Origin of the sequence: Aestuariibius insulae (assembly GCF_040783535.2) — a bacterium.
Lineage (GTDB): Bacteria > Pseudomonadota > Alphaproteobacteria > Rhodobacterales > Rhodobacteraceae > Aestuariibius > Aestuariibius insulae.
In genome coordinates this window covers 302,858-322,314 of record NZ_JBFONW020000003.1, presented here as the reverse complement: position 1 = coordinate 322,314, position 19,457 = coordinate 302,858, and the positions used below count along the sequence as shown (strand labels likewise).

At 61.3% G+C, this 19,457-nt stretch carries 18 protein-coding genes; 5 read left to right on the top strand and 13 right to left on the bottom strand.

Features of this window, described 5'->3' with window-relative positions; genetic code table 11:
• Nucleotides 1-35: 35 nt before the first annotated feature.
• Entirely contained in the window at nucleotides 36-689 is a 654-nt protein-coding gene (locus tag AAD018_RS10615; protein WP_367316033.1) for a hypothetical protein, read from the bottom strand.
• Between the two features lie 251 nt (nucleotides 690-940).
• Here AAD018_RS10615 and AAD018_RS10610 point away from each other — a divergent pair, with 251 nt between their 5' ends.
• On the top strand, nucleotides 941-2,221 hold the full coding sequence (locus AAD018_RS10610; RefSeq protein ID WP_367316032.1) for an efflux RND transporter periplasmic adaptor subunit: 1,281 nt from the start codon (nucleotides 941-943) through the stop codon (nucleotides 2,219-2,221).
• Nucleotides 2,218-5,994 carry an efflux RND transporter permease subunit gene (locus AAD018_RS10605; RefSeq protein ID WP_367316031.1) on the top strand — a complete coding sequence of 1,259 codons (3,777 nt, stop codon included), beginning with the start codon at nucleotides 2,218-2,220 and terminating at the stop codon, nucleotides 5,992-5,994. The genes AAD018_RS10610 and AAD018_RS10605 overlap by 4 nt, the downstream gene beginning before the upstream one ends.
• Nucleotides 5,995-6,023: 29 nt before the next feature.
• On the opposite strand, the gene AAD018_RS10600 is transcribed toward AAD018_RS10605, so the two are convergent.
• From AAD018_RS10600 to AAD018_RS10550, 11 genes are all read right to left on the bottom strand, one after another.
• Nucleotides 6,024-7,850 (bottom strand): ABCB family ABC transporter ATP-binding protein/permease, encoded by a 1,827-nt coding sequence (locus AAD018_RS10600; protein WP_367316030.1) that lies wholly within the window; start codon nucleotides 7,848-7,850, stop codon nucleotides 6,024-6,026.
• A gap of 63 nt (nucleotides 7,851-7,913) precedes the next feature.
• Nucleotides 7,914-9,101: a LysM peptidoglycan-binding domain-containing protein gene (locus AAD018_RS10595; protein ID WP_412005250.1), complete on the bottom strand. Its 1,188-nt coding sequence runs from the start codon at nucleotides 9,099-9,101 to the stop codon at nucleotides 7,914-7,916.
• A gap of 114 nt (nucleotides 9,102-9,215) precedes the next feature.
• The gene (locus AAD018_RS10590; protein WP_367316028.1) at nucleotides 9,216-9,665 is read right to left on the bottom strand and encodes a host attachment family protein; all 450 of its coding nucleotides are present in this window, start codon (nucleotides 9,663-9,665) and stop codon (nucleotides 9,216-9,218) included.
• A complete protein-coding gene (locus AAD018_RS10585; RefSeq protein ID WP_367316027.1) occupies nucleotides 9,665-9,907 on the bottom strand; it encodes a hypothetical protein in 243 nt (80 codons plus the stop codon). The genes AAD018_RS10590 and AAD018_RS10585 overlap by 1 nt, the downstream gene beginning before the upstream one ends.
• A 124-nt stretch (nucleotides 9,908-10,031) precedes the next feature.
• Nucleotides 10,032-10,631, bottom strand: a complete 600-nt coding sequence (locus tag AAD018_RS10580; protein WP_367316026.1) for a superoxide dismutase — start codon at nucleotides 10,629-10,631, stop codon at nucleotides 10,032-10,034.
• A gap of 98 nt (nucleotides 10,632-10,729) precedes the next feature.
• Nucleotides 10,730-11,308, bottom strand: a complete 579-nt coding sequence (locus tag AAD018_RS10575; protein ID WP_367316025.1) for a sarcosine oxidase subunit gamma — start codon at nucleotides 11,306-11,308, stop codon at nucleotides 10,730-10,732.
• Nucleotides 11,301-14,294 carry a sarcosine oxidase subunit alpha family protein gene (locus tag AAD018_RS10570; protein WP_367316024.1) on the bottom strand — a complete coding sequence of 998 codons (2,994 nt, stop codon included), beginning with the start codon at nucleotides 14,292-14,294 and terminating at the stop codon, nucleotides 11,301-11,303. The genes AAD018_RS10575 and AAD018_RS10570 overlap by 8 nt, the downstream gene beginning before the upstream one ends.
• Nucleotides 14,291-14,617 (bottom strand): sarcosine oxidase subunit delta, encoded by a 327-nt coding sequence (locus tag AAD018_RS10565; protein ID WP_367316022.1) that lies wholly within the window; start codon nucleotides 14,615-14,617, stop codon nucleotides 14,291-14,293. The genes AAD018_RS10570 and AAD018_RS10565 overlap by 4 nt, the downstream gene beginning before the upstream one ends.
• Nucleotides 14,618-14,650: 33 nt before the next feature.
• Nucleotides 14,651-14,797 carry a hypothetical protein gene (locus tag AAD018_RS10560; protein ID WP_367316021.1) on the bottom strand — a complete coding sequence of 49 codons (147 nt, stop codon included), beginning with the start codon at nucleotides 14,795-14,797 and terminating at the stop codon, nucleotides 14,651-14,653.
• 78 nt (nucleotides 14,798-14,875) lie between these two features.
• A complete protein-coding gene (locus tag AAD018_RS10555) occupies nucleotides 14,876-15,085 on the bottom strand; it encodes a hypothetical protein (protein ID WP_367316020.1) in 210 nt (69 codons plus the stop codon).
• Nucleotides 15,086-15,287: 202 nt separating this feature from the next.
• On the bottom strand, nucleotides 15,288-16,535 hold the full coding sequence (locus AAD018_RS10550) for a sarcosine oxidase subunit beta family protein (protein ID WP_367316019.1): 1,248 nt from the start codon (nucleotides 16,533-16,535) through the stop codon (nucleotides 15,288-15,290).
• Nucleotides 16,536-16,702: 167 nt separating this feature from the next.
• Between AAD018_RS10550 and ccmI the strand changes: the two genes are divergently transcribed.
• From ccmI to AAD018_RS10535, 3 genes are read left to right on the top strand one after another with little or no spacing between them, the layout of a single operon-like run.
• Nucleotides 16,703-17,896 (top strand): c-type cytochrome biogenesis protein CcmI, encoded by a 1,194-nt coding sequence (gene ccmI, locus AAD018_RS10545; protein ID WP_367316215.1) that lies wholly within the window; start codon nucleotides 16,703-16,705, stop codon nucleotides 17,894-17,896.
• Nucleotides 17,893-18,375 (top strand): Holliday junction resolvase RuvX, encoded by a 483-nt coding sequence (ruvX, locus tag AAD018_RS10540; protein ID WP_367316018.1) that lies wholly within the window; start codon nucleotides 17,893-17,895, stop codon nucleotides 18,373-18,375. The genes ccmI and ruvX overlap by 4 nt, the downstream gene beginning before the upstream one ends.
• On the top strand, nucleotides 18,365-18,595 hold the full coding sequence (locus AAD018_RS10535; RefSeq protein ID WP_367316017.1) for a DUF1289 domain-containing protein: 231 nt from the start codon (nucleotides 18,365-18,367) through the stop codon (nucleotides 18,593-18,595). The genes ruvX and AAD018_RS10535 overlap by 11 nt, the downstream gene beginning before the upstream one ends.
• Here the strand turns inward: AAD018_RS10535 and AAD018_RS10530 are convergent.
• Nucleotides 18,592-19,413, bottom strand: a complete 822-nt coding sequence (locus AAD018_RS10530; RefSeq protein WP_367316016.1) for a sulfite exporter TauE/SafE family protein — start codon at nucleotides 19,411-19,413, stop codon at nucleotides 18,592-18,594. The two genes, AAD018_RS10535 and AAD018_RS10530, sit on opposite strands and share 4 nt — an antisense overlap.
• Nucleotides 19,414-19,457: the final 44 nt, after the last annotated feature.

The following is a 19,457-nucleotide window of genomic DNA, read 5'->3' as shown; positions in this document are numbered from 1 at the left end:
TGCTGCCTTCCTGCCTCGTCTTTGTTCGATCCGGCTCATTGGCCGGCGCCGGGGAACTCTTCGGGGTTTCCGCCAAGGGCAACAATCATCGCTCTGGCGCGGCTCTGCAAGCTTTGCGTAGCTTCGGCATCCTGAAGAATGGCCCCAAAGCCGGTGATCGCGGCCTCGGTCTCGCCATCCGTGACGTCCTGATAGGCGAGCTGCTCCGCCGCCAGCAACCGAAAGGGCTGCCCGGGCTGGGCAAGAGCCGTCAGTGCCGCCCGGCGGTCCTCCCCGGGCTCGGCCAGCATCGCGTTCTTCAACTCCGCCAGGGTGCGGTAAATGTCGGGGGCGTCCTCATCTATGGCAAGACTGTCAAGCGCCACGCGCATCGCAAGCGGATCGTCCGCCTCAAGCGCAAGTGCCGCTTCGACAAGCGCAGTGATCGGGCGGCCCCGCTCGTCCGCCTCTATCGACGCGATCTCCTCGACAGAGGCATCGGGCGTCTCAAGAACATCGAAAAGCGAGTCGCCCAGCGCTTGAGCCCGCTCCTCGGCCCGGGCCGACCGGATCTCGACAATCGTCGCAGCCCCGACGATGGCAACAACGACCAGACCGGCAATCCAACCATATCGGCGCAAAAGCGAAAACAGGCGGTCGCGCCGGATCTCTTCGCTGACTTCATCGATAAAACTGTCGTTGTTGCTCAAAAGGCGCCCTTTCCGATCACTTTGGCCCCGAAAACCTCTGCGGACAGCCTTATCTTGAAGCGTATCGAAAAGCCAAGACCGCTTAAGGCTCGAGCAGAACCGGCCGTAGGAGGGGCGGGATCTTGCATATCCGGATATTTATTTTAATCTAAACTGGTCAGTTCAGGGGTATAGGTCTTATATCGCACAAGCCGATCCCGATATGTTAATTCGGTTAAGATTGTGCGGCGAACGATTGCGAAGGCATCTTGATGAGATTTTTCCCCCTGATAACCGCGGCTGTGGTGACAGCATTTCTGTATCTGCTGGTCTTTGAAAGACAGGCGCTTTTGGCCTTTGCCCAAGCGGCCACCGGCGCCACCGAAGAGTCGACCGAGCTCGAGGATGAGATCCGCCGCGTCAGCGTCGTTGCAATCCAGTCGGACGCCCGAACCGTCGAAGACGGCCTCGTGATCCGCGGAGAGACAGAGGCCATTCGGGACGTGGTCGTTCAGTCCGAGATCTCCGGCCTTGTCCTGTCAGAGCCGCTGCGCAAAGGCGCTTTGGTGGAGGAAGGGCAGCTTCTGTGCCAGCTCGATCCCGGAACGCGCGAAGCGTCTCTGGCGGAAGCGCGCGCCGGCCTGACCGAAGCCCGGACGCGGGTCCCCGAAGCCGAAGCGCGCCTCTCGGAAGCGGATGCCCGCATCGGCGAAGCGCAGATCGAATTGAATGCGGCCCAACGGCTTAGCGAAGGCGGGTTCGCGTCGGAAACTCGGGTGGCGTCGGCGCAGGCAGCCTACGAGTCCGCGCAAGCCGGTCAGCGGGCAGCGGATGCAGGCGTGTCCGCCGCCCAGTCCTCTATCGAGTCGGCTGAAGCCGCTGTTGCGGCCGCAGAGAAGGATATCGAACGCCTCAGCATCCGCGCGCCTTTCGCGGGTCTGCTTGAAACGGACACCGCCGAACGAGGGTCGCTGCTGCAACCGGGATCGACCTGCGCGACGGTCATTCAGCTCAACCCGATCAAGCTGGTCGGGTTCGTACCTGAAACCCAGGTGAACCGCATCGACGTCGGAGCCACGGCCGGAGCCCGCCTCGCCTCGGGCCGCGAAGTCACCGGAAAGGTGACCTTTATCAGCCGGTCGGCGGATGACACGACACGCACGTTCCGCGTCGAGATTAACGTCGATAATGAGGATCTGCTGATCCGCGACGGCCAGACTGCAGAGATCGTCGTACAGTCGGACGGGGTATCCGCGCATCTTGTTCCGCAATCGGCCATGACGCTCAATGACGAAGGCGTGCTGGGCTTAAGGGTCGTCTCCGAAGATGACACGGCGCTTTTCCAACCGATCACCATCGTTCGCGATACGATAAACGGGGTCTGGATCACGGGTCTCGAGGATCGGGCCGATATCATCGTCGTCGGACATGAATTCGTGATCGACGGCGTGCCGGTTCAGGTCACCTACCGGCAAACAGACAGCGCGGCACCGGAGGCGACACCTGCCGTCCTTCAGCCGCCAGAAGAGGTCTCAGAGGAGCCCAATCAATGACAGGCGTCGTCGACTGGGCCGCCTCGCGCGCCCGAATGATCATCGCGTTTATTCTCCTTTCTCTGATTGTGGGAGGCTATTCCTACTGGTCGCTCCCCAAGGAGGGCGAGCCGGATATCGAGATCCCCGCCCTCTTCGTGTCCGTGCCCTTCCCCGGCATCTCCGCCGAGGATTCCGAGAAGCTGCTGGTCAAGCCGATGGAAACCGAGTTGGCCGATCTCGACGGTCTCAAGGAGATGACGGCAACCGCATCCGAAGGCTATGCGGGCGTCGGCCTCGAATTCGAATTCGGCTGGGACAAGACCAAGGTCATGGCAGATGTTCGCGATGCGATGAATAACGCCGAAGCCGATTTTCCGGAAGGGGCAGACCAGTACTCGATCAATGAGATCAACTTCTCCGAATTCCCGATCATCATCGTGAATTTGACCGGCGCCCTGCCGGAACGAACTCTCGTGCGGGTCGCCAAGGATCTTCAGGACAGCCTCGAAGGCCTCGACGCCGTACTCGAAGCCGGTCTGGCCGGTCAGCGCGACGAGATGCTCGAGGTGACGATCGATCCGCTTCGGCTCGAGGCCTATAACGTCACGGCGAGCGAGCTCATCAACGTCGTTGCAAACAACAACCTTCTGGTCGCCGCCGGAGAAGTCGACAGCCCTCAGGGCACATTCTCGGTCAAGATCCCGTCCAGCTTCGACGAACCTCAAGACGTCTATAACCTACCCGTGAAGACGAATGGCGACCGGGTGATCACGCTGGGCGATCTCGCCTTGATCCAGCTAACATTCGAGGACCGGAACGGAACGGCCCGCTTTAACGGAGAGAACACCGTCGCCCTCCAGATCGTGAAGCGGAAGGGCTTCAACCTCATCGATACGGCAGATCTCGTCAAACAGACTGTCGCAGCCGAACAGGAAAGGTGGCCGGCGGAGCTTCAGGATGCCATCCGGGTCGGAACATCGAACGACCAAAGCAGAACCGTCGACTCCATGGTGCGCCAGCTTGAAGGATCGGTTCTGACGGCAATCGCGCTTGTCATGATCGTCGTCCTCGCGGCCTTGGGAACCCGGCCTGCCCTTCTGGTAGGCTTCGCGATCCCGACATCCTTCCTTTTGTGCTTCGCGCTGCTGGCCGTGATGGGCATCTCGATCTCGAATATCGTGATGTTCGGGCTCATTCTTGCCGTCGGCATGCTGGTCGACGGGGCCATCGTCGTCGTCGAATATGCCGACAAACGCATCAGCGAAGGCTCGGGCCCGATGCGCGCCTATGTCGAGGCGGCCAAGCGGATGTTCTGGCCCATCGTCTCCTCGACCGCCACAACGCTCTGTGCGTTCCTGCCGATGCTGTTCTGGCCCGGCGTGCCCGGCGAATTCATGGGCATGCTGCCTGTGACGCTGATTTTCGTCCTGTCGGCCTCGCTGGTCGTAGCGCTCATCTATTTGCCCGTTATGGGCGGCGTGACAGGACGCATCTCCGGTCTGTTCGAGCGGACATCGCAAGCGTTGAAGCGGAGCGTTCCGTGGGTCGTCAGCGCGGTGCTCGTGCCCGTTTCGATGATGGTGATCTTCATCGGTGCCATGCAGGTGCTGAATCCTCAATATATCTTGCCCGAGGACGCCCCCGGCCCATTCGCCATTCTAGGCCAGTACTGGGTCGTCTTCGCGCGCATTGTCGGTGCGCTTATCTTTCTCTTCGGCGCTTTCGCGACCTCCGTCACCTTGGGTGCCGCAAAGATCGAACGGCCGCCACGTAATATCCGCGCCGGCTACCGCAGATCCCTCTTTGGCAGCGCGATCCACTTCATTGCCGGAAATCCGGTCATGCCGATTGTCTCGATCGGCGCCATTGCGTTTCTCGTCATGAGCGTCTTTGGCTACTTCGCCGCCAACAGCAACGGCGTCGAATTCTTTGTCGAGAGCGAACCGGAGCAGGCCACTGTCTATGTCCGTGCCCGGGGCAACCTTTCGCTGACCGAAAAGGATGCCATGGTCCGCGAGGTTGAAGAGATCGTGATGGCCCATCCGGGCGTCATCAATACCTTCTCCTTCGCCGGAGATGGTGGTCTGAATACGGATACGTCCGGCGGCGGCTCTCCGGCCGACACGATCGGTCAGGTCCAGTTCGAGACAATCGCCTGGGAGGAAAGGGCGGATCGCCCCGATCTCGACGGGGATATCGTCATTGCCGAACTGAACGAACAGCTCTCGACGCTGCCAGGATACGAGGCCGAAATCCTCGCCCTCGCCCAAGGTCCGGCATCGGGTAAACCCGTTCATCTGCGGCTGAAAGGCAGCAACACGGACGATCTGCGCGACGCAACGCGCCTGATGCGGACGCAATTCGAGGCGACACCGGGCCTGTTTCAGATCGAGGATACGCTGCCCCTGCCTGGGATCGACTGGCAGATCGACGTCGATGTCGAAAAAGCCGGGCGCTATGGCGCGGATGTGGCCACCGTCGGGGCGATGGTCCAACTCGTGACCCGGGGGATCCTGCTTGATACGATGCGTGTCGACAGCTCCGACGAGGAGATCGACATTCGCGTCAGGTTCCCAGCCGATGCACGCGTTCTGTCGACACTCGACACCCTTCGCGTGCGGACAAACGAAGGTCTTATTCCGCTGTCGAATTTTGTCACCCGGACCCCTGTTCCCAAGCTGGCGCAAATCGACCGGATCGATCAGGAGCGGTACTACGACGTGAAATCGGATGTCGAAGAGAGCCTCTTCAATCTTGCGATCGACGAAGAAACCGCCGCCATTGGACGCCGTCTCGATCCTGCAGCGACCTCGACGCCGACCGGGCCGATCCTGAAAAACGGGGAAGAGCAATACCTGATTGTCGACTATCTCACCGATGCGCGCCTCGCCGATCTGGACACTGCTCGCGAGGATGGCGATCTGACGATCTCTCCCGTCAATCCCAATGAACGGATCGGCGTTCTGACCGAATGGCTGGAGGCCAATCCGGATGCCTTGCCGTCTTCGGTCACCTGGGAATGGACCGGCGATCAGGAAGAGCAGGCAGAAAGCGGCGCATTTCTGGCGAACGCCTTTGCCGGAGCCCTTGGCTTGATGTTCATCATCCTGCTGGCCCAGTTCAACTCATTCTACAACGCGTTTCTGGTCCTGCTTGCCGTGGTTCTGTCCACGACGGGATGTCTCATCGGTATGCTCGTCATGGATCAGCCGTTCTCGATCATCATGACCGGGACAGGGATCGTTGCGCTTGCGGGGATTGTGGTGAACAACAACATTGTTCTGATCGATACCTATCAGGAGTATGAGAAATACATGCCCCGGATCGAGGCGATCACGCGCACCGCCGAAGATCGCATCCGCCCCGTGCTTCTGACGACAATCACGACGATGGCTGGACTGGCCCCGATGATGTTCGGACTAAGCCTCGACTTCATCGGCGGCGGCTACACCATCAACAGCCCCACCGCTCTGTGGTGGAAACAGCTGGCAACGGCCGTGGTCTTCGGCTTGGGGATCGCGACTGTCCTGACGCTGGTCTTCACGCCATCGATGCTAGCGCTGCGGGTCTGGTTCGTGACCTACGTCAAATGGGCCGCCTGGGGGCTGCGGAAGGCCTCTCTTGGCGGGGCCAGCGCATCCGCCCGCGACTGGGCCCTGTCAAAGGAAGCCAGCCGCGTCCGCGCTCCGGAAATCATCTGGGAAGACGAAGAACAGGCGCCTCCCACCCGGGATGACGACCCCGAACAGGAGGAGCTTCCGCTCTCATCACCCCTTCGCGCAGCCGAATAAAGGAACGTCGCCTGGCGCAATCACATGTGTCAGGCGGCGTCTTCTTCATCCATCTGCTGGCGATGCCAAAGCGAGGCGTATCGTCCGTTTTGGGCAAGAAGCTCATCATGCCGCCCCCTCTCGACCACGATCCCATTCTCGAGAACGACGATCTGATCGGCATCCGCAATCGTCGATAGGCGATGCGCGATCGTGATGACGGTCCGTCCCGCACTCATCTGACGAAGAGAGCGCTGGATCTCGCTTTCCGTCTCGCTGTCGAGCGCCGAGGTCGCCTCGTCCAGCAAAAGGATCGGCGGATCTTTCAGTAAAGTCCGCGCGATCCCCACGCGCTGCTTTTCTCCGCCCGAAAGCTTGAGACCCCGCTCCCCCACGACTGTGTCGTAACCCTCTGGAAGACCGATGATAAAGTCATGGATCTCCGCGGCCCGCGCAGCTGCTTCGATATCCTTGCGGCTGGCGCCAGCGCGCCCATAGGCGATGTTGTAGCCGACCGTATCGTTGAACAGGACCGTATCCTGCGGCACTACACCGATCTGTTGATGAAGGCTTTCTTGCGTGACGTCGCGAATGTCCTGCCCATCGATGCGCACCGCCCCATCGACCACATCGTAAAAGCGAAAAAGCAGCCGTCCGATCGTAGACTTGCCAGCGCCGGAAGAGCCGACAACCGCGATCGTCTGTCCCGCCTCCACAGTGATGTCCACGCCTTTAAGGATTGGCCGCTCGGGGTCGTAGCCGAAGACGACATCGTCAAACTCGATCTCTCCGCCCGTCACCGAAAGCGGGCGTGCATCCGGCCTGTCCTGCACCTCCGCGGGTTGTTCGAGCAGATCGAACATCTCTCCCATATCGACAAGCGCCTGCCGGATCTCGCGGTACACTGTCCCGAGAAAGTTCAGCGGCATGGTGATCTGGATCATGTAGGCGTTCACCATCACGAAGTCGCCAACGGTCAGATCGCCATTCGACACCCCTATCGCTGCCATGACCATCACAAGCACAAGCCCGCCGGTGATCAGCAGCGACTGCCCGAAATTAAGAAAGGCCAGAGAATAGGAGGTCTTTAAGGCGGCAGAGACATACTGCTCCATCGAGGCATCGTAGCGGGACGCCTCCCGCTCTTCCGCGCCGAAATACTTCACCGTTTCAAAGTTGAGAAGGCTGTCGATGGCCTTTTGATTGGCATCCGTATCCTGCTCGTTCATCACGCGCCGGATACGCACGCGCCATTCCGTCACCATGAACGTGAAAATCACATAGAGGATCATCGTGCCGACAACGACGACCAGATACCAGATATCGAACAGGAAAAAGAGCACGACCGAGATCATCAGAAGTTCGAGGATCAACGGCCCGATCGAAAAAAGAAGAAACCGAAGGAGAAATTCGACACCCTTCACGCCGCGCTCGATGATCCGGCTCAGCCCGCCGGTCTTTCGCGTGATGTGATAGCGCATCGACAGCGCGTGGATATGCCGAAAGGTCTCGAGTGCGAGTTGCCGGAGCGCCCGCTGACCGACCGCGGCGAAAACGACATCGCGCAACTGCTGAAAGCCGACGGTGGACAGCCGCGCGAACCCGTAGGCAACCGTCAGACCGACCGCACCGGCGGCAAGAAAGAAGGCCGAACTCCCCTCGGTCTCGTCTGCCAGCGCGTCAACCGCCCCTTTGTAAAGCAGCGGTGTGCCCACAGCGATGACCTTGGCCAGAACGAGCATCGCAATCGCAACGACCACGCGGCGTTTGACCCAGCTTTCGCCATCGGGCCAAAGATACGGGGCCACCCGCCGAACCGTTCGCCAGCCGCTACGCTGGTCTTCCGTCAAAACCGAAGACTTGGGGGAACTCTGCATCTGGACCTTGAAACCCTACCGGTCTGTGGACCTAGCCCGAAATCGGCACCCGGGCCAGTCCGATCACTGAGGTATTTCAAAGACCTGTCCGGGATAGATCAAATCCGGGTTTCGGATCCGATCCCGATTGGCCTCAAATACCTTGATATAAAGCAGACCGTCGCCGTAACGCTCGTTCGCAATCGCCCAAAGCGTGGCACCCGGCTGAACCGTTCTTGTCGTCAACGACACGCCGTCCCCGGCGTCGCCATCGCTGCCCATCTCCGCACGGGTAGACCGGATCACGTCTGGGGCTTCCCGCTTGAATGGCGTCTCGATCCGGCTCAGAACCTCTCCATCCGCATCGACTTCATCGACCCGTAACGTATAGATACCGCTATCCACATCCGGTAGATCCGTCCGCCAGCGTCCGGTCTCGGGCACCGCCGTCGTCTCGACAGCCTCATTGTCCAGATAGACCCGCACATGGGTATCAGCGCCAGCGCGTCCCGCGAGACGAAGCTCGCCCTCGGCGTCGTAGGTAATGGCATCAAGAGCAACGGAGGCCAGCACATCCGGCCCCGGCTCCGCTTCGATGGCGGGCTGAAGAACCTCCACCCCATCCGGCCCAGCGAGCAGCACCGGTGCGGTTGCTTGCGGAACCTCCACCGCAGTATCGCTCGAGATCTCAGGCGGCGTCGTGTCTGCCTCAACCGAAGTATCCGCCAGATCGGTCCTCTCGCTCACCGCAGCTGGATCCACATCCTCGGCCACTCGGGCTGCAACCGGCCCGACAAACACCGTATTCTCCGAAGCGGTGGTGATATCGTCCCGAATGCTACGCAAACTCATGATACGCGGCGTGTCCGACGGGGGAAGCTCCAAGAAAGCTGCAAACTTACCGTCGCTCGCGACGTCAGCCGTCCCGACGACCGTATCTTCCAGCAAAATCTCGACCGAGGTTGCGTCCGGCGCCGTGCCCGCGATGACGGCCTCTCCATCAGGATCAATCCGAACGACGTCGAAGGAAGGCGCATTTGCGACCGCATCAACGCTCTCCGCTACATCGCTTTGATCGGATTGCTCGATCTCGACCGCATCGTCACCAGTCGAGACATCAGCAACGTCAGTAACGGGAGGGGCGGCAGATGCTTCAGGACCCGCGTCTTCTTCTTCGGTAAACCAGACCGTCGAAAAAAAGATCAAACCCGCGACGACAAGCCCCAGAGCGATACCACCCAGAGTTCCTTTGAGCGAAAACAAGACCCGCATCTCCTGAAATATCCCGGCAGCGCACAGTGCGTGTCGGAAGTTCAAGGATAGCAACGCCTTGTTTGCGCGTCAAAGTGCTAACCCGGGGTCAGATAGCCCCCGGGCCGAAATGTCCTAAAGATCCGCCTTCACGATCTTCTCGATCTCATCAATCGGATGATTGGTCAGCGTCTTCGGGATCTCTCCAATCACCTTACTGGTTACTTCCTGATGAAGCTGATCCCGCAGCTCTCCCAGCACGTTGGGAGAGGCCACAAGAACGATCTTATCGAACTTGCCCTTATGAGACTTCTCGTAAAGCTTGTCGGCAAGGTCCGCCGCGAACCGGTCCTTCGCCAATTCATGCCAGTCGGTATCCTGAAAGGCGGAGCGCGGTCCGGTGTCGCCCGGTGCATTCATTCGCCCGGGACGGTTGGCGGCTTGGTCAATCGTCTTGGGATTATCCTGCTGATGCTCCGACACGACCTGAAGATGGGGATCTTCCGCATCGGTAGCATTTTCGAGGAAAAGCGCCTTCTCGCCGTCAGCGATCAGAACCCATGTCCCTTGTGTCATACCCGCCATCAATTAGCATCCCCATTGTCAGTGTCAGATCCGTTCGAGCTGTCCATCGGGTTGGCCCGATCCCCCTTGCGCACGCGCGTGACGCCCGCATTGTCCTGCCTTGCCTGCTTAAGCTCGTCCTGAGTTCCGACATTGCGTGCCAGATCGCCGCCTTCGCGCCCTGAATGGCTGCCCGCCGGGGCATCCGTGTCGTAGGCGTCGGTATCGCGTGTTCCGTCAGAGGATCTGTGGCGGTCCGCCATGGTCATTCTCCTTTTATTCTTGTCGATAAGCCAACCCGAGCCCTCGAAGCCGAGTTCCACCATTCCACGAAAAAGGCCCGCAACATCGCTGCGGGCCGCTTTCGGCGTCTTTATCGGCGAGGCCTCACATCCGGGAGGCGACGTTTTCCCAGTTCACGAGGTTTTCCAGAAAGTTATCAAGATAGGCCGGCCGCGCATTCCGATGATCGATGTAATAGGCATGCTCCCACACATCGCAGCCCAGAAGCGCCGTCTGACCGAAGCAAAGAGGATTGATCCCGTTCGCGGTCGAGGTCACCTTGAGACCGCCATCGCTCTCCTTGACGAGCCAGGCCCAACCGGATCCGAACTGACCGCCGCCAGCCGATTTGAAATCGGACTTGAACTGATCGACTGATCCGAAGCTCTCGGTGATCGCCTTGTCCAACTCACCCGGCATGGCGCTGTCACCAGGCCCCATCATCTCCCAGAACTGCACGTGGTTCCAGAATTGCGAGGCATTGTCGAACAGCCCGGACTGCGTGACAGAAGAAGCATCATAGGTGCCCTTGACGACCTCCTCGATGCTCTTGCCCTCCCATTCGGTCCCTTTCACCATATCCGACGTCTTGGTCGCATAGGCCGCATGGTGCTTGTCGTGATGATATTCGAGCGTCTCTTTCGACATGCCCTTGCTGGCGAGGGCGTCGTGCGCATACGGAAGGTCGGGAAGATCGAAAGCCATGTGCTGTTCCTTCTGGTCTGACAGGTTCAAGAGACTATCGCTTTGAAGCCGCCCCGGTTCCCCACGACGGACCACTATGTGCCCTGAAGGGCCGGGATTTATTTCGCGGCGGGCCGTTCCATGCGAAGCGGCGGTCCGCTCGAGGCCGCGTCCAGCAGATCGAAGACATATCTGGCGACTGACCGGAAACAGATGACCTCGGCTCGCGCCTCGCGTGTCAGCCAGAAGGCCGCTGGCACCTGACCCATGCGCGTGCGCCGGATCACACCCGGCGACAGGACAGACGCTCGCACATCCGCAGGCGAAATCTTTGCAAGGACATCGCGGCAATGATCGCCTTCAAGAACAAAAACCGCCCTTGCGTCGGACATGTCTTCCACAAGGGCGTGCTGACCCACCAGATCGTCCCGCAACCGCGTCAGGGTCTCGTCACAGGCCGCCTTGGGAAGCATCAGCAGAAGCTCATCCGGCGACATCCAGCAAATCTGACCGCGCGCCCGGTCGCTCACCTGGCCCGGGGCCGGAACGCCTGCGCCCACAACGGCATCGAGGCTGCGTTTCAGATCGGCATTGTCCAGATCAGCTCGGATCGCGATCATGCCGCGTGCCTCCGCCTCGCTGATCTCGACAAGGCCCGAGGCCTGACATCCGCCAAGGGCGGTCCGATGATCAGACATCCTGCCGTTCCCCTTCTGGATCGTAGAATACGGGATCGACGATCTTCGCCTGGATGATCTCGCCATCTGTCGTGGGAAAATCCAAAATCTCTCCCATCCGCTCCGGACCATGTTCAACCAGACCCATCGCGATACCCCGCTCAAGTGTCGGCGACATATAGGTCGAGGTCACCCGGCCGATCATACGGCGTTGGCCGTTCTCCGTCTCCCCCTCGCCGATCGCATAGGCCCCATCGGGCAGAACCTGCCCGTCCACCGTCTCAAGTCCCACAAGGCGCCAGCGATCCTCGGCGGTCATATGACTGCGCATCTGACCGCGCTTGCCGATGAAGTCCTCTTTCTTCTTGGAGATCGCCCAATGCAGACCAAGATCCTGAGGTGTCACCGTTCCATCCGTCTCGTCGCCAATCATGATGAACCCCTTCTCGGCCCTCATGATATGCAAGGCTTCGGTGCCATATGGCGCAATGTCATGCCCCTCGCCTGCCTCAAGCAGACGATCCCAAAGCGCCCGGCCCAGCCCCGCAGGAACGGCGATCTCATAGCTCAGCTCTCCAGAAAAGCTGATGCGGAAGACCCGGACCGGCAGGCCCGCCAGCGAGCCATCCATCCAGCCCATGAACGGCAGCGCCTCACGCGAGACGTCGAGCCCGCCCAGCGTCTCAAGGATCTCTCTCGCCTTCGGTCCGACCACGGCGATCTGCGCATATTGCTCGGTCGCATTCACAACCCAGACCTTCAGATCCCACCACTCCGTCTGAAGCCATTCCTCGAGATGGGCATGGATACGGTCTGCACCGCCCGATGTCGTGTGACACAGGAACGTATCCTCGGACAGACGCGCGACCACACCGTCGTCCATGAGAAATCCGTTCTCCGAACACATCAGACCATACCGGCAGCGTCCGACCTTCAGGGTGCTCATCATGTTGGTGTAGATCAGATCAAGAAACGTGCCGGCATCGGGCCCTTTGACGATCAGCTTTCCAAGCGTGGAGGCATCCAAAAGACCGACGCCCGACCGGACGGTCGTCACCTCTCGCGCGACAGCCTCCTCCACCGTCTCGCCCTTCCCGGGATAGGCATAGGGTCTGCGCCAGTGACCCACCGGCTCCCAGACGACACCGTTCGCGTCATGCCAGTCATGCATGGGGGTCTGCCGAACCGGTTGAAAAAGAGGACCGCGCGCCTCGCCCCCGATCGATCCCATCGTCAGAGGTTGATAGGGCGGCCTGAATGTCGTGGTGCCGACCTGAGGGATCGGCTTGTCGAGCTCTTTCGACAGAATGGCAAGCCCGTTGATATTGCTCAACTTGCCCTGATCTGTCGCCATGCCAAGCGTCGTGTAGCGCTTGGTATGCTCGACACTCTCGAACCCCTCCTGCGCCGCAAGCTGAACGTCGCTGACCTTCACATCGTTCTGAAAGTCGAGCCACATCTTCTCGCGCAGGTCCGGCCCCGCCCCCTGGGGCATCGTCCAGACGGCCAGTATAGGCGCTGCGGTCTCCACCGGGACGGCCGGAGCGACCAATCGCGGGATCTCAAGCCCAATCGCCCCGCAGGCCGCGCGAGCGGCCTCGCTCGCCGATGACACACAGTCCTCGGCAGAGCCGACCGTCAGACCAGCCGCGAACACGTTTGGCGTGCCATCGGCCCCGGTCGGGGAAGAGGCCGGATCGGGCTCGAACGCGACACTCTGCTCGTTCCACACAAGCTTTTCGCCGCAATGGGACCAAAGATGAACCGCAGGTGACCATCCTCCGGACATCGCAACGCAGTCGCACGCGATATCGTCAACGATCGCCCCCTCGCCCGCCTGACGGCAGATCGCCACGCCTTCGACATGCTTTGAGCCTTTGACCTTCGCGATCCCGCATCCGGTCTCGATCCGGATCCCTTTCTCGCGCGCCGCGTCGGCCAAAGACCCGCCGCCCTCCGGCCGGGCATCGATGATCGCGGGAACCGACAGCCCCGCATCGACGAGCGCCAGCGCCGTCCGATAGCCGTCGTCATTGTTGGTCACAAGGACGGTCCGGTCTCCGACGCTGACCCCGTAGCCGGCCAGATAATCCCTGACCGCAGAGGCGAGCATGACACCGGGACGATCATTGCCCGCGAAAGATAAAGGCCGCTCTATCGCGCCTGTCGCAACGATGACAGTCTTGGCCCTGATCCGCCAAAGGCGGCTTCGAAGCCCCTGGGGTGACGTCAGCGCTTCATCGGCGAGAACATAGCCATGGTCATAAAGGCCGGATGCCACCGTTGCGGTCTTCACCGTCACATTCGCCAAGGAGGCCAGGCTCTGCGCCGTCTGCGATACCCATGCGGCGGGACTGCCTCCGTCCAGAGACGCCAGATCCACGACAGATCGCCCACCCAAAGCCGTCTCCCGCTCCAGCAGCATGACATCCGCACCGGCCGAGGCCGCCAGATGCGCCGCATGAAGACCCGAAAGACCGCCTCCGATCACAAGGACATCCGTATGGGCATAGGCATGCTCATACCGATTCGCATCGCGGTCGACAGGGGCCTGACCCAGACCCGCGGACTGACGGATGAACGGCTCGTAGACATGCTTCCAGAAGGATCGCGGATGAATGAACATCTTGTAGTAAAAGCCTGCGGGCAAAAACCGCGACAGTCGCGCATTGATCGCTCCGACGTCGAATTCGAGGCTGGGCCAGTGGTTTTGCGACCTGACCGTCAGCCCGCCCCGCAAGGGCGTTGTGGTCGCCCGCGCATTCGGCTCGAAGGTTCCGCCCTCCCCTATGTTGAACAGAGCGTTCGGCTCTTCGGGTCCGCTTGCTACGATGCCGCGGGGCCGATGATACTTAAATGACCGCCCGACAAGGGTCTGCCCGTTCGCCAGCAGGGCGGAGGCGAGCGTATCTCCCTCGTACCCTTTCAACCGTTTCCCGTTAAAGGAAAAGGTCAGCGGTTTCGCGCGGTCTATCCGGGACCCGCCAGCATCCAGCCGTGTGCTCATCGGGAGACCTCGCGCCAGTTCGGGCGGCGTTCATCTATCACTGCCAGCAGGTCATTCGGCGGCTCGGAGGTCTGCGCGGAATAGGCTCCAAACACCTCGAGCGTCACCGTACAGCGCGCGACGTGAAACCACTTGCCGCATCCAAAGCTGTGGCGCCACCGTTCGAAATGAACGCCCTTGGGATTCTGCCGCAGGAAAAGGTAACTCTCGAACGCTTCGTCGTCGCTCGCGACATCCGGACGAACCAGATGCGCCTGCCCGCCGGGAGACAGCTCTGTCTCATCCGCTTCGACCCCGCAATAAGGACAGGTCAGCGTCAGCATGGAAGTGCCCCCGCCCGCGGCGAGCGCTGCGGATCAGTCGATGAAGTCCACGCGAAGCTTGGGTTCAGGTCCCGTCCCAATCGCCTGACCGGTGATGACGACCGTGAGAAACAGACCGACGACGATCGTTCCGATAGCGCCTGCAAAAAAACCTGCGAACCGTGCCTGGCGGGGGGACATACATCTTCTCCTGAACTACGTGCCGTAATAGACGCATCATGCGCGGCCTTTCTGAGAGAGGCCGCGCATGTGCCAACATCAATTGCCGGTCTGCGGTTCCGCGTCTTCGGTCTCGACAGCGCCGTCATCGGCAGGCTCGTCAATCGTCTCGGTTTCGGCCTCGGGCACGACAGTCTCGGTCGTCTCCCCATCTCCGCCGGCAAAGACGAAGAACAGGATAACGCCGATGACCACCAGGCCGCCCACGATATAGATGATGGTGTTGGAAGAGGATGTCTCGTTTGCCATGTCTTACTCCTCAAAGAGGCTTCGTGAGCCCTTAAAGATAAGACATCTGAGCGAGCCTGCAGCGCTTTGGGCGGGACTCGGCTGCCGGTCGCCGACTTGTCGGCAAAGATCCGTCTATCGGCCCCGAACGCGACCGGGTCCTCCGTCTTGCAAGCTGACCGATCCATAGCTCGGCAGGTCTTGATATCCGCTGCACGCCGCATCAATGCGCCACCCCCGCCGCCACGCTTTCATCGATGAACCGGCCCTCCCGGAACCTGCCCAAAGAGAACGCCCGGGCCAGCGGACCCGGCTCGCCTTTCGCGATCAGCTCGGCGGTGGCCCAGCCGCCGCCCGGGATCGCCTTAAAGCCGCCGGTCCCCCAGCCGCAATTGAGAAAACAGTTCCCCAACGGCGTCTTTCCAATGATCGGCGAGCGATCTCCGGTCATATCCACGATCCCGCCCCACTGGCGCAGCATCTTCAGCCGCGAGAGCATCGGAAAGGTTTCGATCAGGGCGCGCACGGTCTCTTCGATATGATGGAAGGAACCGCGCTGCGTGTAGTTGTTGAACCCGTCCGCCCCGCCGCCGATAACCATCTCGCCCTTATCCGACTGGCTCATATAGCCGTGCACGGTATTGGCCATGACGACCACATCCATGCAGGGTTTGATCGGCTCGCTGACCAAGGCCTGCAGGGCCACGCTCTCCACCGGCAACCGAAAGCCCGCCATCTCGGCCAGCCGCCCCGAATGGCCCGCCACGACGACGCCCAGCTTGTCACACGCAATCGGACCCTTCGATGTCTCCACCCCCGTCACCTGACCGTTCGACGATCTGACGCCGGTGACCTCGCATTTCTGGATGATATGCATGCCCATATCCGAGCAGGCGCGCGCATATCCCCAGGCGACCGCATCGTGACGGGCCGTTCCGCCACGCGCCTGCCAAAGCGCGCCCAGAACCGGATAGCGCGGGCCATCGATCGAGATGATCGGGCACAGCTCCTTGACCCGCTCCGGTCCGACATACTCTGTGTCAACCCCCTGCAACGCATTGGCATGGGCGGTCCGCTGATACCCGCGCACCTCATGATGGGTCTGCGCCAGCATCATCACCCCGCGCGGAGAGAACATGATATTGTAGTTCAGATCCTGGCTCAGCGTCTCGTAAAGGGACCGCGCTTTCTCGTAGATCGCGGCCGAGGGATCCTGCAAATAATTGCTGCGAATGATCGTGGTGTTGCGCCCGGTATTGCCGCCGCCAAGCCAGCCTTTCTCAAGAACCGCGACATTCGTGATGCCGTGGTTCTTGCCAAGGTAATAGGCCGTCGCAAGCCCGTGTCCCCCTGCCCCGACAATGATGACGTCATAGCTTTGCCGCGGCTCCGGCGAGGCCCAGGCGCGCTGCCAGCCCGAATGACGGCGCAAGGCTTCTCTGGCGACGGCAAAGGCCGAATAGCGTTTCATGAAGCGTCTGATCCCCTGCACGTAAAGCGACTGCCGGACAATATCGACAGAACTATCGATGCAAAAGCCCGACCAGAGCGGCACCCCGTCCCGGAAAAGCGACAGAGCGTCGCGGTGAACGCAAATCGTATCTTTAGATCCGCGATCCGGAGCATTAGGTGAGCGTCATGATGTTCTGGATCACACTCCTGCTGTTGATCGGGCTGACGGCGAGCGCGTTGATTCACGCCTTCGTCAGAACCCGGGGGGCCGACCCCAAGGAGAACAAGGATCTTTCGATCTATCTCAACCAGTTGGCAGAGCTTGACAGGGACCTCGAACGCGGCGTCGTCGATCCTGCCGATGCCGAAAGAAGCCGGGTCGAGATATCCCGCCGGATCCTTGCGGCGGACGAGAGCGAGAGCCGCAGGGCCGCCGACGCTCCCCGGACCCTCACGAACTGGGCCATCGCCTCCACTATCCTGGCCGTCGCAGCGAGCAGCCTTGGCCTTTACGCGTGGCAAGGCTCCGGAGGATTGCCGGATCTGCCGCGCGAGATGCGTCTGGCCCAAAGCGAGGATCTCAGGCGCGCGCGGCTCCCGCAGCAGCAAATGGAAGACGCCGCAGCAGAGCGCCCCCCGCTTCCGCTGTCCGAGGAAGACGCCGATCTGATGGAACAACTGCGCGCCGCTGTCGCAAGCCGCCCGGACGATCTTCGCGGGCTCGAGCTTCTGGCGTTCTACGAGGCGCGGCTAGGCAACTTTATCCCCGCACGCGTCGCTCAGGAGCGGCTGGTCGACCTCAAATCGGCGGCCGGAACGGTGCAATCCGAGGATCGCGAGCGGTTGTGGCAACTGATGCAGCAAGCCGCCGGAGGACGCGTCTCTCCTGAACTGGAAGCGCGCGCGAGGGCGCAATTCGAAGCCGACCCCCGCGATCCTGCGGCACGCTACTACCTTGGCCTTCTCTATGCCCAGACGGACCGAAGCGATCTCGCCTTCCAGCTTTGGCGCCCTCTGGTCGATCAGGACGGCGCCCGCGTCTATGCGGACCTCGTCCGGCAGGGGATCGAGCGGATCGCCTTCGAAGCAGGCGTCGATTACACGCTCCCGCCCCAAAGCCAGACGGACGCTCTCGAGGATCTGCCCCCTGGCGAACAGATGGAAGCGATCACCGCCATGGTGAACTCTCTGGCAGACCGGCTCGCGACCGAAGGCGGCCCGCCCGAGGATTGGGCCCGGCTGATCGCATCCTACGGCGTTCTGGGACAGACGGAGACGGCAAGTGCGGTCTGGACCGAAGCCCAGCAGGTCTTCGGAGAGGACGAGGCGGCCCTGAGCCTGGTCCGCGACGGCGCGATCCGAGCGGGCCTGCTGGAGTGATCCTCGAAGACCTCTCGGATTTTCGGGCCGCCCTGCCCTTGCCCTGCGCCATTGCAGGTCTCGATCTGGGAACACGGACCATCGGCGTTGCCGTCTCCGACCCTCTGCTCAGCATCGCGACCCCGCTTGAGACCATCACGCGGCGCAAGTTCGGTCAGGATGCCGACCGCCTCGCCGAAATCCTGCGCAGCCGCACTGTGGGAGGCCTCGTTCTCGGTCTGCCCCGCAATATGGACGGCAGCGAGGGTCCCAGATGCCAGTCCACCCGCGCATTCGCCCGGAACCTGCAGACCCGCATGACACTCCCCATCACATTCTGGGACGAGCGTCTGTCGACGGTGGCCGCTGAACGGGCATTGCTCGAAGCCGACACCTCGCGGCGGCGGCGCGCAGAGGTGATCGATCACGTCGCCGCCGGATATATTCTCCAGGGCCTGCTCGACAGGCTAAGACATATGAGTGCCGACGATGACCGATGAGATCTGGAAACGCGACGAGATCGACAGCCCCTGCGTCAAGATCTGCGTCATCGATCCAACCGAAAAGCTCTGCATCGGATGCCTGCGCACGGTGGAGGAGATCACCGACTGGTCGAGGCTGTCCAAAGAGGCGCGGCATGACATCATGGCAACGCTGCCAGCGCGCGCACCGCGTCTAAGAAAGCGCAGGCGGCGACGCCCGCCAGCGGAGAGTAGCTAGGCCAACACCGCCTCGCCCAGCATATTCAGCGCGACGATCAACAGAAATGCCCCAAAAATGCGCTTGAGGGGTTTGGGATCAAGTCGGTGCGCCAGGCTCGCGCCAAGCGGGGCAGTCAAAAGCGTCATCACGACGATCAGCCCGAAAGCAATCAGGTTGACCGATCCAATGGTCAGCGGCGGAACGTTGTCCGTGGCCTCGACAAGGAAAAAGCCAAGCGTCGACGGGACCGCGATAACCACCCCGAACCCCGCCGCCGTCGCGACCGCCCGGTGGATAGGAATGCCGAACAGCGTCATCAGCGGCACCCCGAACGATCCGCCCCCGATGCCCATCAGAACCGACAGAAACCCCATCGGAAAGGCGATCGCTGACCGCACCGGCTCGGACGGCATCGTCTCGGCCAGCCGCCAGTCGCTCCGGCCGACAAGCATGTAAAGCCCAATGAGCCCTGCCAGCCCGCCAAAGATGGCCTGAAGCAGACGGGACCCCAGCCCCGCCACCGTCAGAACGCCGATGACCGCACCCAGCGCAATCGCAGGCGCCCAGCTCCGCAGGATCTCCCAATCCACCACCCCTTTGCGGTTGTGGCTGTCCACAGATCGCAGCGATGTCACGACAATCGTCGCAAGCGACGTGCCCAGGCAGATCTGCATAAGAGACGGCCCGTCAAATCCCAGAACCCCGAAGGCATAGAAGAAAGCAGGCACCAGAACGATCCCTCCGCCTACACCCAGCAGACCGGCCAGCACTCCGGCAAAGGCGCCGATAACGAGAAGAAGCGCCGCCATGGAGGCAAGCAGGATGGGATCGTTCACGGGGGCCAGTCTTTCCTGTCTAAGCTCGCTTGTGCAGCTAGCCA